The sequence below is a fragment of the Pseudoalteromonas sp. SR43-7 genome, from assembly GCF_014163785.1.
GTDB classification, from domain to species: domain Bacteria; phylum Pseudomonadota; class Gammaproteobacteria; order Enterobacterales; family Alteromonadaceae; genus Pseudoalteromonas; species Pseudoalteromonas distincta.
The window spans coordinates 1-13,535 of the sequence record NZ_JACJDY010000002.1 but is presented as its reverse complement, the minus strand read 5'-3'; the positions used below and the strand labels follow the sequence as shown (position 1 = coordinate 13,535).

The 13,535-nt window shown below is 39.6% G+C and carries 9 protein-coding genes; 7 read left to right on the top strand and 2 right to left on the bottom strand.

The window, feature by feature from the left end; genetic code table 11:
* Nucleotides 1–448: 448 nt before the first annotated feature.
* Together H5087_RS01340 and H5087_RS01335 are read right to left on the bottom strand one after the other, a co-directional pair.
* Nucleotides 449–2,605, bottom strand: coding sequence for a TonB-dependent receptor domain-containing protein (locus H5087_RS01340; protein WP_182670913.1), 2,157 nt, complete (start codon nt 2,603–2,605; stop codon nt 449–451).
* 212 nt (nt 2,606–2,817) lie between these two features.
* Entirely contained in the window at nt 2,818–3,663 is an 846-nt protein-coding gene (locus H5087_RS01335; protein ID WP_002958025.1) for a LysR family transcriptional regulator, read from the bottom strand.
* A gap of 126 nt (nt 3,664–3,789) precedes the next feature.
* Between H5087_RS01335 and H5087_RS01330 the strand changes: the two genes are divergently transcribed.
* The 7 genes from H5087_RS01330 (at nt 3,790) to H5087_RS01300 (ending at nt 13,387) form a co-directional block, all read left to right on the top strand.
* Complete coding sequence (locus H5087_RS01330) at nt 3,790–4,389, top strand: hypothetical protein (protein WP_182670912.1); 600 nt, start codon at nt 3,790–3,792, stop codon at nt 4,387–4,389.
* A 98-nt stretch (nt 4,390–4,487) separates the two neighbouring features.
* On the top strand, nt 4,488–5,570 hold the full coding sequence (gene gcvT / locus H5087_RS01325; protein WP_002958027.1) for a glycine cleavage system aminomethyltransferase GcvT: 1,083 nt from the start codon (nt 4,488–4,490) through the stop codon (nt 5,568–5,570).
* Between the two features lie 73 nt (nt 5,571–5,643).
* Nucleotides 5,644–6,033 carry a glycine cleavage system protein GcvH gene (gene gcvH, locus H5087_RS01320; protein WP_002958029.1) on the top strand — a complete coding sequence of 130 codons (390 nt, stop codon included), beginning with the start codon at nt 5,644–5,646 and terminating at the stop codon, nt 6,031–6,033.
* A 175-nt stretch (nt 6,034–6,208) separates the two neighbouring features.
* Nucleotides 6,209–9,100, top strand: a complete 2,892-nt coding sequence (gene gcvP / locus H5087_RS01315) for an aminomethyl-transferring glycine dehydrogenase (RefSeq protein ID WP_182670911.1) — start codon at nt 6,209–6,211, stop codon at nt 9,098–9,100.
* 335 nt (nt 9,101–9,435) lie between these two features.
* Entirely contained in the window at nt 9,436–9,720 is a 285-nt protein-coding gene (locus tag H5087_RS01310; protein WP_007579952.1) for an addiction module antidote protein, read from the top strand.
* 707 nt (nt 9,721–10,427) lie between these two features.
* Nucleotides 10,428–11,087 carry a hypothetical protein gene (locus H5087_RS01305; RefSeq protein WP_220491513.1) on the top strand — a complete coding sequence of 220 codons (660 nt, stop codon included), beginning with the start codon at nt 10,428–10,430 and terminating at the stop codon, nt 11,085–11,087.
* 1,067 nt (nt 11,088–12,154) lie between these two features.
* Entirely contained in the window at nt 12,155–13,387 is a 1,233-nt protein-coding gene (locus H5087_RS01300; protein ID WP_182670910.1) for a DUF4365 domain-containing protein, read from the top strand.
* The last annotated feature ends 148 nt before the right edge of the window (nt 13,388–13,535 follow it).

Here is a 13,535-nt window from a genome sequence, read left to right as displayed (position 1 = left end):
AGCCGAGATTGAAATTCAATCTCGGCTTTTTTGTGTCTGTAATTTACGCTTTAACTTTACACCAATTGATACTCTATTATAGCGATAGGAAAATAGCTCTATAGTAATACCAAGCTGCATAAATCTTTGATCAATTTAACGAATTAAATTGCACTATAACGTCGTTAAAAATTTTTTATTTAGAACAACTAGATACAAAAATTATTGCCTAGTTCTAGTGTAATTTTCTTAACGTTAAATAGACCTCATATATAAGCAGATTGGTATAAGGCAAAAATAACGAAATATAGTGTTCTTATATGAGTTACTTTTAACGTAGCTAGTGAACCATTTCTCCTACACAAAGCGCAGGAAAACGGTTTAATAACAAGGCAATAATTTAGATGTGTAGTGTTCTTACATAAAAAATTATTAACGCTGTTAGTGAACCGTTTAACCAGCTTTCAATTTAGAATGAGTAAGTGTAGCCTACTTGAACAGTACGCGGCTTACCTGGCTGAATGCCACCGTTTGAACGGTTAGCAACGTATGTTTTACCAAACAAGTTATCAACGCTTAGGTATACTTTTTGATTTTCATCGATTAAGTATTTAGCAGCTAAATCCCATACTACGCGGCTATCAATTGCGTTTAAGCCCGATTGCGTTAAGTTAGCATGCGCATCAGATACGTAACGTATTTGGCTGTTAACTACAAACGCAGAAAACTCAGCACCTAACGATAACGCTACTTGGTTTTCTGGTACGTAAGGCATTGCATCGCCTTTTTCTACCGCGCCCCAAATTTCTGAATCAAAATCGTTTTTAAACTCAGAGTCTGTGTAGGTATACGTTAATTTAACTGGGAACATAGCTGTATCAGTTGCAAACGTACGTGCTGCACTAAATTCAAAGCCCGCTACTTCTACTTCACCGTAGTTGTATTGGTCGCCAATGTTGTCGTCGCTACAACCAACCGCTGCAGTACAGTTACCGTGCATGTTGTCGTAGTCTGAGTAAAACGCAATTACTTCACCGCTAAAGCCATCCATATTAAAGCGAGAGCCAAACTCAATGTTTACACTTTCTTCTTCTTCTTGGTCAGCATTACCAGGTGCAGCTGGTGCATAACCTTTTTGAATGCCCGCAAGTAGCGTTACGTTTTCGTTAAGCGTGTATGTAGCACCTAGTGACGGCACTAAAATTTCAGTGTCGTTCGACACATCTTTAGTTAAACCGTTGCTGCGTGTTGGATCTGATTTAGACCACTCTTCACGCGTAATAGTAATGTCTTCATAACGAAGGCCTGCACTTACTACTAATGCATCAATTGTCCACTCATCTTGAATAAACAAGGTGCTTGCTTCTGCACTATCTACGCGGTTGCTATCAGAGCCCGGAACGCCTTGCTCTGTAAGCGTTAAGCTTAGGTCTTGATTAAGTGTGTATTTGTCTTCCCATTGAAAACGATCCATTTCGTCTTCGTGGTAACGTACGCCAACAGTCACATAGTGTTCGCCTGCCGGAATATGTAATTCAGACTGAATACCTTTAGCTTGGTAGTCGCGGTTATTAGCTTTAACGCCAATACCTTCAATACCTTCGCTTGTTGGGTTTGCTTCAAAATCGCTGTATTGCTCAAGGTAGCTTTCGCTTACTTTGCTGGCTTTATACCAGTTACGATGAAAATCGTTTAAGTAAGCCGTAGCTAAAAACTCATAGCCATCACCAAAACGGTATGCATAGTTAAGTTGGTATGCGTTGTGGCGCGTATTCATTTCATCGTTTTGCGATGCAGCATAACGACGGTAAGGACTTTGTTTATAGTCTTCGTCAGTTAAGCCCATGTATGTTTCGTCTGATGTTTCGTCAGAGTACTTAATTTTTAGCTCAAGATTATGCGCATCGTTTTGACCAAACGTATGGCCAAACTTTAATAGTAAATCTGTTTTTTCAAAGCCGGTGTTGTCATTGCCTACTGGCAGCTCTTTAAAGCCGTCTGCGCCGTAAGTAAATACTTCAATTAAACCTGCTGTGTTATTTTTTTCTTTACCAAAGTAAGCGTGGCCTTTGTAGTAACCGTCGCTACCAAGGGCTGCATCTACCATACCTTTTGAGCTATTTGGCTCAGTTGGTAAGCTGCGCGAAAGTAAGTTTAAAACACCACCCGTAGTACGCGGGCCGTACTTAACTGAGGCTGCGCCTTTTAATACTTCAATAGATTCCATACGACCCATAGTAGGGAAGTAGTATGCAGAAGGTGCTGAATATGGTGCTGGTGCAACTAATACACCGTCTTCCATTACTGATATTTTATCGTTACGGCCAGTACCTGTACCGCGCATACCAATATTAGGACGAAGGCCATAACCGTCTTCTTCTTGCACGTAAACGCCCGGAACAGACGCTAAAACGCGAGAAATATCGGTAAACTGGAATTTTTGAAGTTCTTCTTCAGAAATAAACGTAGCCGAACCAGGAATATCGTTAATTGCTTGCTGAGAGCCAATAACAGTAATTTGTTCAAAGCGTTGTTCTTTATTGCTGGTGTCTTTTGCTATTGCAGTAGCACTAAAAGACAAAGCAACCGCTGTTGCCAAAGTAGATACTAAAAACTTAGGGTTCATTGTGTTCCTAATCATGTCAATTATCTTAATTGGCGCAATTTGAACACGTTAACGAATACGAATCAATGTTATTAACTATTTAATTATTCAGTTTAATAGAACTAAAAACACCTGCTTATGCAACTTAATTAACTAAATTGTTTCTTTTGTATTATTTTGTAATTGCTTTGCTAGCTATAAAGGCTGAACGAATTATATGTACTACGTAAGCGCTAGCCCAAGCGTAGAGCTATAAATTCAGCGAGTTTATCTACCGCATTTTCTGACTCACCCGAACTTTTAACCAAGCTAATACCAATATTACCAAGAGCTGGTAAATGCTTGGTTTGAACCTGATAGTTAAGCTCACTCGGTACTGTACTTTTGGCAAGTACCGTAATACCTAAGCCTTCTTTTAATGCAGCAATAAGGCCGGTTAAATCGGCGTTGCTATAAACTATTCGGTATTTAATGCCTGCACTTTTTAATGCATCAGTAGCACGGCGACGATAAATACACCCCTCTGGTGCGGTAACTAGGGTAACTACCTCGTTATGCGCAAGAGACAGATCGCCCACCCACACTAGTTCGTCTTGCATAAAAATAGGAAACTTATCAGAGTTGAGTCGCTCATTTAGCGCAAGTACTAAATCAAACTGATCTTGGCGAGAAGCCGAAAGCAAATGCTTACTTAAACGCGACTTAACCTCTAACGACACCTCAGGGTAGAGCGCCACAAAGTCGCCAATAATTGAGGGTAAAATACGCGCTGCAAATTCGCTCGGAATACCCAAGCGCACTTTACCTGCAATGTTTTCTGAGGTGAACTGCTGCAAAATAGCATCGTTGTGTTGCATCATTTGTTTTGCCATAGGCAATAATAGCTCGCCGTACTGGTTTAATACTTGGCGCTGCCCTTGTTTTTTAAATAGTTTATAGCCAAGCACGTCTTCTAAGCGCTTTATTTGCAAACTTACAGCAGGTTGCGACAGGCCAAGTAAATCGCCTGCTTTAGCAAAGCCACCTATTTCAACTACCATTACAAAAGTACGTAAACCGTCTGTTGATATGTTTTTCATATTTAAAATTACAATTTATATAGCCATATATATAAGTATTATTTATCAATTGATAAATAATTACAATTTGTTGTTGATAGGCGTGGGCAATATACTTTTGTAATCGAAAATACACAGGTGTTTGCTATGACTTTTAACCCAATAATGTTTGCCCGCCACAGCAACGCAAGTAGTGCGGTTACTAACGCTTTGCAAACTAACAACAATCACGTTGTAATGGATTTTAGCGGCACCGAAACCAGTGTATTTTTAAGCACTATTTTAGGCCTTGATTTAACTAAGCTTACCGCCAGCGGTTTAGGCTTAAAAGGCACGCTTGATGGCGACTATAATTCAGACTACAGTTTTGCTGTTTATTACTTTAGCGAAACCGCCTTTAGATTCGTACTACCACACAACGCAAGCCTTCAACTACAAGCGCTTATAAACGAGCAGCAATTACGTTTTGATATTGATTATGTAGTACGCACGGACCTAGCAAGCTTTATTTTAAGTGGCGACAACGCATTTGATACCCTTGTTAATGCTTTTAAATTAACACCAGGTTTGCGCCTTTCTGATGCGCAACTTTGCTACGGTGCACAAAGCGGTGATGTATTTATTACCGCCATTGATAAAAACGACAAACAACACTTTGTATTAGTAGCTAAACAACAAGAATTACAAAAATGGCAAAGCTACATGCAAGCGCAAGGCTTTGCACTTATGCATAGTGAAGCCGCATAACGAATAAAAACAACAGGCGAGCATAACAATGTTTACCTGTTTTTATATCTATTTAAGCCACGCCCTAAACAGGGTTAATTTAAACGTGAAGGAATGTTATGACTTCTAAAACTGTACTACATGCTAAGCACCTAGAAGCGGGCGCAAAAATGGTTGATTTTCATGGCTGGGAAATGCCAATCAACTACGGCTCACAAATAGAAGAACACAATAGCGTACGTACCGACGCAGGTATGTTTGACGTATCACACATGACTATTGTTGATATTGAAGGGCCTCAAGCAAAAGCATTTTTACGTAAGCTAGTAGCTAACGACGTTGCAAAATTAACCGTACCAGGCAAAGCGCTTTACACAGGCATGCTTAACGAGCAAGGCGGTGTAATAGACGACTTAATTATTTATTTCTTTAGTGAAACGTTTTACCGCCTAGTTGTTAACTCAGCAACGCGCGAAAAAGACCTAGCGCATTTAGCTAACGTATCGAGCGACTTTGACGTAACCGTTACAGAGCGCCCTGAGTTTGCAATGATTGCAGTACAAGGCCCTAACGCTAAAGCAAAAACAGCCACTCTTTTAAATGCTGAGCAACAAGCCGCTGTTGAAGGTATGAAGCCATTTTTTGGTGTTCAAGTAGGTGATTTATTTATTGCTACAACGGGTTATACTGGCGAAGACGGTTACGAAATAGTAGTACCGAACGACCAAGCAGCCGATTTATGGCAACAACTGCTAGACGCAGGTGTTAAGCCTGCTGGTTTAGGTGCACGCGACACGCTACGTTTAGAAGCAGGTATGAACCTTTACGGCTTAGATATGGACGAAAGCGTATCACCACTTGCAGCTAACATGGCATGGACCATTGCATGGGAACCAGAAGATCGTGACTTTATTGGTCGTGACGTACTTGTTAAGCAACGCGCAGAAAAAAGCACTGACAAACTAGTTGGCTTAGTGTTTGAAGAAAAAGGCGTTTTGCGTAGCGGTTCTAAAGTAATTGTTGATGGTGGTGAAGGGGTTATTACCTCAGGTACTTTCTCACCAACACTTGGTTTTAGTGTAGCCCTTGCACGTGTACCACGTTCAACAGGCGATACAGCTCAAGTAGAAATGCGTAAAAAATTAGTAAACGTTAAAGTAGTAAAGCCTAGCTTTGTACGTAACGGTAAATCAATAATTTAAATAATTTGGTTATATCAATCAGTGTAATTACAGTGATTGATATCCTCCCAATATAAACCAAAGGACAAATAAAATGAGCAACATTCCTAGCGAGTTAAAATACGCACCTTCACACGAGTGGGTTCGTAACGAAGGCGACGGTACATTTACTGTTGGTATTTCTGAGCATGCACAAGAACTTCTTGGCGACATGGTATTTGTTGAATTACCAGAAGTTGGCGACGAAGTAGACGCTGGCGAAGACTGTGCAGTAGCAGAGTCAGTTAAAGCAGCATCAGACATTTACGCACCTATCAGTGGCGAAATTGTTGCTATTAACGAAGAACTTGAAGACTCACCAGAAACGGTAAACAACGACGCTTACGGCGACGGTTGGTTATTCCGAATTAAAGCATCTGACGAGTCTGAGCTAGACAACTTATTAGACGCTGAAGGTTACTCGCACACTATCGACGAAGAATAATTATTCTTTGTAGATAACTAAAAGCCCCGCGTGTTTTATTTAGATATCGGGGCTTTTATGATTTTACAGTTAACTTTTCCATACAAAGTGGGCTGTTAAATCATAAGAATTTTAAGTTATTGCTGTTTACCCATCAGCAGTAGCCACATTTTTTGGATCATAGGAATCTGGACACATGTCAAACGCCAAATCTCTTGAAGAACTAGAGCAAAAGCAAGATTTTATTCGCCGCCATATTGGGCCAAGCCCAGCACAAGTAAGCGATATGCTAAGTGCTTTAGAAGTATCGAGTGTGCAAGAGCTCATTGACCAAACTGTACCGGCTAGCATTCGTCTAGAGCAACCGTTAACAGTTGGACAAAGCCGTACTGAAGTTGAAACACTAAGCTACTTAAAATCAGTAGCCAGCAAAAATAAAGTTTTCAAATCGTACATTGGCCAAGGCTACCACCCAACTAACGTACCGCACGTAATTTTACGTAACGTACTAGAAAATCCAGGTTGGTATACAGCGTACACACCGTATCAGCCAGAGATTGCTCAAGGGCGTTTAGAATCATTATTAAACTTCCAGACTATGACCCTAGATTTAACTGGTCTTGATTTAGCAAGCGCATCACTACTTGACGAATCAACAGCCGCTGCAGAGGCTATGGGCCTTGCAAAACGCGTATCAAAAGCTAAAAAAGCCAATGCCTTTTTTATTGCAGACGATGTACACACACAAACAATCGACGTAGTAACAACGCGTGCCGAGCAGTTTGGTTTTGAAATAATTGTAGGTAAAGCAGAAGATGCCGTTAACTTTGATATTTTTGGCGCATTGTTCCAATACCCAACTACATCAGGCGAAGTGGTAGACATAACAGACCTAATTGCTGGCGTACAAAGCAAAAAGGCCATTGCCTGTGTTGCTGCCGACATAATGAGTTTATTACTATTAAAAGCACCGGGTAAACTAGGCGCAGACGTAGTACTTGGTTCGGCTCAACGTTTTGGCGTACCTATGGGTTACGGCGGTCCACACGCTGCATTTTTTGCAACACGTGACGCATACAAACGTTCATTACCAGGTCGTATTATTGGTGTATCTAAAGACCGTTTAGGTAACGACGCACTACGTATGGCAATGCAAACGCGCGAACAACACATTCGTCGCGACAAAGCCAACTCAAACATTTGTACAGCACAAGTATTACTTGCCAACATGGCAGCGTTTTACGCGGTGTACCACGGCCCACAAGGCTTAAAAACTATCGCGCAGCGTATACATCGCTTTGCTGATATTTTAGCAAGTGGTCTTAAAGCTAAAGGCATCGCACTTAAGCACAGCACTTGGTTTGATACACTAACAGTAGTAAGCGACAGCAAAGACGACGTAATAGCGCGTGCAATTGCAAAAGGCGTAAACTTTGCAACAAATCACGAAGGCGAGTATTCAATTTCGGTATCAGAGACAACAACACGTGCCGATATTACTGAGTTATTCGATATTATTTTAGGCGAAGGCCATGGCCTAAGTGTTGACGCTATTGCAGCCGACGTTGAAGCAAATGGCAGCGAGTCAATCCCTGCAAGTTTAGTACGTGACGACGAAGTACTAACGCATCCAAACTTTAACAGCTACCACAGTGAAACAGACATGCTTCGCTACATTAAGCGACTAGAAAGCAAAGACTTATCGCTTAATCACTCAATGATCTCGTTAGGCTCATGTACCATGAAACTAAACGCAACTGCCGAGATGATCCCAATTACGTGGCCTGAGTTTGCAAACCTTCACCCATTCTGCCCGCTGGATCAAGCAGAGGGTTACCAAATAATGATTGGCGAGCTACACGACTGGCTAGTAAACATTACCGGTTACGATGCAGTATCACTTCAGCCAAACTCTGGTGCACAAGGTGAATACGCAGGCTTAATCGCGATTCGTAAATACCACGAATCACGCGGCGATGCACACCGTAATGTATGTTTAATCCCAAGCTCTGCGCACGGTACTAACCCTGCATCAGCGCAAATGGCGAGCATGAAAATTGTGGTAGTTAACTGCGACAAAAACGGTAACGTAGACATGAGCGACCTTAAAGCGAAAGCTGAGGAAGTGTCTGAAAACTTATCGTGCATCATGATCACATACCCGTCTACGCACGGCGTATACGAAGAAACAATTCGCGAAATTTGTGACATTATTCATGAGCACGGCGGCCAAGTTTACATGGACGGCGCAAACATGAACGCGCAAGTTGGCGTAACAAGCCCAGGCTTTATTGGCTCAGACGTATCGCACTTAAACTTGCATAAAACGTTTTGTATTCCACACGGTGGCGGTGGTCCAGGTGTTGGCCCAATTGGTGTTAAATCGCACCTTGCGCCGTTTATGCCAAACCACAGCGTAATTAACGTACCAGGTACTAACATTGGTAACGGTGCGGTATCGGCAGCGCCTTACGGGTCAGCCGCTATTTTACCTATTTCATGGGCTTACATCACCATGATGGGCAGCGAGGGCTTAAAACAAGCTACTGAAATGGCAATCGTTAATGCTAACTACTTAACGCATGAGCTAAGCAAGCACTTCCCAATTTTATACCGTGGTCGTAACAACCGTGTTGCTCACGAATGTATTGTTGACTTACGCCCGCTTAAAGAGCAATCAGGCATTACTGAAATGGACGTAGCTAAGCGCTTGCAAGACTACGGCTTCCATTCACCAACTATGTCGTTCCCAGTAGCTGGCACATTAATGATTGAGCCAACTGAGTCTGAATCAAAAGGTGAGATTGACCGCTTTATCGAAGCAATGGTGTCAATTAAAGGCGAAATTGAAAAAGTAATTTCTGGTGAATGGTCAATCGAAAACAACCCGCTAGTGTTTGCACCGCATACACAAGGCGACGTGTTAGGTAACGAATGGGACCGCGCGTACGACCGCTTTTACGCTGCATTCCCAGTGCCTGCAGTGGCTAAAAACAAGTTTTGGCCAACCGTTACACGTATAGACGACGTATACGGCGACCGTAACTTAGTATGTTCATGCCCAGCGGTTGAGACTTATCGTGACTAAGAACCGAGACTGATTTTTGAACTTTAATGGGGAGTAAGTTCCATTATAGTTTGGAAATTTATCAAAATTATAAAAGCCGTTGCAGCAATGCAACGGCTTTTTTGTGCGTGAAGATAAGCCATAAATAATATGGCCGTAGGTTGGGAAGAGTGAAACGAAACCCAACAAATCACAAATATACTTACTCGCTCAAAAGCCAAGAGTATGTGTTATTTATTGTAGGCGCTTAGCTTGCTGACGCGCGGGCGGCAGCCTTAAAGCTATAAATAACATTGTGCGCCTGTAGCTTTTAGGCTACATTAATTTAGCAAGTTGAATAAATTAGAGTAATTATTATGGCGCTACAAACATCAGATTTTAACCCGTTTGACTATATGGAAACACAACAAGAAATTAATACATTTTTAGAAGAGTGTTTAGCTGATGATGATCCAAATACCTTTATTGAAGCACTTGGCTTATTAGTTAAAAAACATGGCGTGAGTGATATTGCTAAAGCAACGGGATTAAACCGTGAAAGCTTATATAAAGCAGTTAACGGTAAAACCAAGCCACGTTGGGAAACTATTTTTAAAGTGATGAAAGCACTTAACTTTCGCCTTACAACACAAGTTGCATAGGCTAGGTAGAGTGAAACGAAACCCAACAAATCACAAATATACTTACTCGCTCAAAAGCCAAGAGTATGTGTTATTAGTTGTAGGCGTTTAGCTTGCTGACGCGCGGGCGTTAGCCCTAATAAGTATTTGAATAGGTATTTGGAATTACTATCACCGATAATATGAATGCGTTTCGCGCTTTTTGAAGATTAGAAACCTTATTCAAGGTTTTGTCGCGCTGGCGACAGCAGCCAAAGAGGGGCTGCCGCTGGTCCCTCTCTGGACACTCTCAGCGCACCCGAGCATCACGCTTAATCCTTCAATGCACAATTGATGTGAACGTAAACGGCGAAGATAGGCCATCCATGGCCTAGTTCCGCCTTATCGCGCATCCATGCGCGACATTAATCATCAATTGCTTATTTTCAGGGCGTGATGACGGGGAAGGGTGTTAAACGTGAAATTGGTGTTTTGTCTTGGCAAGAAACAAGATCTGACCTTCTGTATTTTTTTAGAATTACTTGCTAGTTAATAAAGTAAGTATCCTAAGTTATCTCCCATAAGTTATTGATATTATTTTTATAAAGCGTTAGGTTTATTTGACTCAACCGTACATTTATTATAAAAAGGAATTGGCTTTGCGGTTCAGTGTCGTAAGTTCGAACACCAGCTCTAACTTAGAACTGCGGTTTTAAGTTAAGAACAATCGTTCTAGCTATGAAAAATCTATGAAAAAACCAAGTAATAGACGCCTGAACTCGAGCCCTAAAATCATGAAAAATATTACCTTCGAAATTTATCACCCTGATCTAAATATAGTCTCAGATAGAACTCTAAGAGGGCTTCTAAAAAAATTATCGTCCCTTCTAAGGGAAATACAATATCAAGAAGTATTTTATCTAATAAATAACAGTTCTATAAGCCCTTCAGAAAAACAATCTTTAAGAGATAAGTTAAAAGGGCCATTACATCATATAGATGCTTATTATTTTGAGCGAATAGAAAAGGGAAGTATTTTAATTGGAGGTACATTAACTGCCGTAGGTTTATGGTTGTTAACAAACACTATAGGTGAATCCGTTAAAGAAGCTTGGAAGCAAAGTGAGATGCATCAAAATCTTGTGGATTACCTTTCAAAACCTAAGGAAAGAAAGGAGGTTTTGGATAGAAACATTGATAAAGTGATTGATGCGTGGGATTTTGAAAGTTTTCTTATTGAGAATATCGAAAAAAGTGAGAAAGAAGACAATTTAACAGTGAGAATTAATTTAACTACAGACCCAATGCTTAAGAAGCATGTGAAAGAGAATATAAAACAAATAGATACGGATCTAGTTTTATCTGAATTAAAAAAGGAAATCATACGTTTGAAAATAGATAAATTCTAAACTAGCGTTTTAAATTTTTTTAACCAACTTAATTAACGATTCTCAAGACTAATTTTTTGAACTTTAATGGTACGTCAGACCCATAATAGTCCGGGAATTTATCAAAATTATAAAAGCCGTTGCAGCTATGTCATGGCTTTTTTGTGCATAGTGATTTGCCATAAGTGATATGGGCTTAGGTTGGGCAGAGTGAAACGAAACCCAACAAATCACAAATATACTTACTCGCTCAAAAACCAAGAGTATGTGTTATTTATTGTAGGCGTTTAGCTTGCTGGCGCGCGGGCGGCAGCCTGAATAAGTATTTGAATATGTGTTTGAGGTTATTATCACCGATAATGTGAATGCGTTTGGCACATTTTAAAGATAAGAAATCTTATTCAAGGTTTTTTGCCAGATTGCTGGCGGCAACCAAGGGGCGGCTACCGCCGACACCCCTTAGAACCCCACGGCGCCCCGAGCATCACGCTATTTCCTTCAAAACACAATTGATGTGAACATAAACGGCATGAGAGCACATCCATGTGCAAGCATGGCTTTCATTTCATCCATGAAATGCATTACTTATCAATTGCTTATTTTCAGGGCGTGATGACGGGGAAGGGTGTTAAATGTGAGGTAGCTGTTTGGTCTTGGCAAGAAACAAGACCTGACCCTCTGCACTTTCGTTATATTTTCTCACAAAGTGACGCGTTCCTCATTATTTATAAAGCCCCACCTATTGCTAAGTAGGTATATGGATCAAGTCACGATCTTTATGAAAAATTTTATTGTGACTTGAATGTCAAAATAAGAGCCTAGTTACATATTTAATTCATAATTATATTTGAAATAAATTTCAAAATTCAGTGGTTCGAGTCACAAACTTTATTAACGATAACTACACATCCCTGTTTCAATGGGTGGCGAAAAACACACATAGATTGAGGTGATGAAATACGTTCTAGTTTTAATTATTTTGAAAGTTTAACTGATAAAATTATTTCCTAGAACAAATGAATAATCATATTATTTAAATTAAAATCACAAACACTGAAATTTAAATAAACAGTTAATAGGCTAATTTTATGAAATACCCCTCAAGCTCAAATAGTGAAAGAATTGGTATTTATACGGTTGGAGCACAATTCGAGCGTATTGGCTGTATTTTTAGGGAGCAAGCAATAGTTGATTGTGGTATCGATGCTCAAATTGAAGCTGTTGAAGATGAAAACACATCAGGAAAGCTCATTGCTCTTCAAATAAAATCTGGAGCATCCTATTTCAAAGAAGAAAAAGATGATGCTTTTATTTATCGAGGGAAGTTAGAGCATTTGTCATATTGGCTTGAGCACTCCCTCTCGGTGCTAATTATTTTATGTGATATCGATAATGAAGTGTGTTATTGGCAAACAGTAATTCCTCAAAATGTTAAATATACTCAAAAACAATGGAAAATAATTGTTCCAAAAGCTCAAAGAATTAATAGTGGTATGGTTACCGACTTGAAAAGACTAGTAAATAAGGTGCCTTCGTATGACAATTACACCATTAGCTCCACTTCAGATAAAAGCATAAGAGGAGCGAAAAGGTATTCTGCAAATATAATTTTAAATAAAGAACATACTCAGTTAGAAATAATCCATGTAATAAAAAAAGTAACACCAGAAATAGCAAATTGTGAATATCACAGAAGTAATATAACTAAAACACTCTGGCGAGATCAACCAGCTCAGATTGTATGGTTATATGTTTACCCATCCGCTGAAGATGAAAGAAATTGCAATCATATATGCCAAACAGAGTGGTTTTCTGAAGCATTAGATAGTGATTATTTACCTTATTCTAACAATGGAGAAAATATAGGCTCTAATGTTCGTATTGTATGGAATGATTCATACTTAGCAGTATCAAAATTTAACTCTGAGAATACCATGACAAAGGGAGGATTTATTGAAACTATCACCAAATTCTCAAATCAATCTCTGCCCTTGTTTGATTTTTCCGAAAAAACATTAAAAAATTATGATGATAAAAAAATTGGTTTTAATGAATTATATGATAACTTCAAAGATAAATTTGATGAGGTAAATGATATTTATTTAAAAGGAACTGAATTAGGTTTATCTCCTTTTGAATGTGAAGAACTTAGTAATCAATATTGTGGCTTAATGTCATGCTTGCATAGTATTTTTATATTTTTTAGTGGTATAGGAGAAAAGCGAAGCGAAAGTAATATTATCTGGAATGTTAGGCACTTTATTGACGATTATAAACAGGCAAAACTAAAATTTGAGATTGAATTTAAAAAAGTAGCATAAAGACATTGTTTCATAGGTATTACTTGTACTAGCTCAGACTTGATCTGACAGTTACCCGTTTTTTAATCGGTGACTGTCAGTCTAGATTTGAGCTAAATTTTTCTCAGCCCAGATCAATTTTCCATCTAATAAAGTTTCTAATGGCGTT

Excerpts from the sequence above, each read along its gene's own strand:
- H5087_RS01340 (WP_182670913.1), bottom strand. The coding sequence starts at position 2,605 with ATGAACCCTAAGTTTTTAGTATCTACTTTGGCAACAGCGGTTGCTTTG.
- H5087_RS01335 (WP_002958025.1), bottom strand. The coding sequence starts at position 3,663 with ATGAAAAACATATCAACAGACGGTTTACGTACTTTTGTAATGGTAGTT.
- H5087_RS01330 (WP_182670912.1), top strand. The coding sequence starts at position 3,790 with ATGACTTTTAACCCAATAATGTTTGCCCGCCACAGCAACGCAAGTAGT.
- gcvT (WP_002958027.1), top strand. The coding sequence starts at position 4,488 with ATGACTTCTAAAACTGTACTACATGCTAAGCACCTAGAAGCGGGCGCA.
- gcvH (WP_002958029.1), top strand. The coding sequence starts at position 5,644 with ATGAGCAACATTCCTAGCGAGTTAAAATACGCACCTTCACACGAGTGG.
- gcvP (WP_182670911.1), top strand. The coding sequence starts at position 6,209 with ATGTCAAACGCCAAATCTCTTGAAGAACTAGAGCAAAAGCAAGATTTT.
- H5087_RS01310 (WP_007579952.1), top strand. The coding sequence starts at position 9,436 with ATGGCGCTACAAACATCAGATTTTAACCCGTTTGACTATATGGAAACA.
- H5087_RS01305 (WP_220491513.1), top strand. The coding sequence starts at position 10,428 with ATGAAAAAACCAAGTAATAGACGCCTGAACTCGAGCCCTAAAATCATG.
- H5087_RS01300 (WP_182670910.1), top strand. The coding sequence starts at position 12,155 with ATGAAATACCCCTCAAGCTCAAATAGTGAAAGAATTGGTATTTATACG.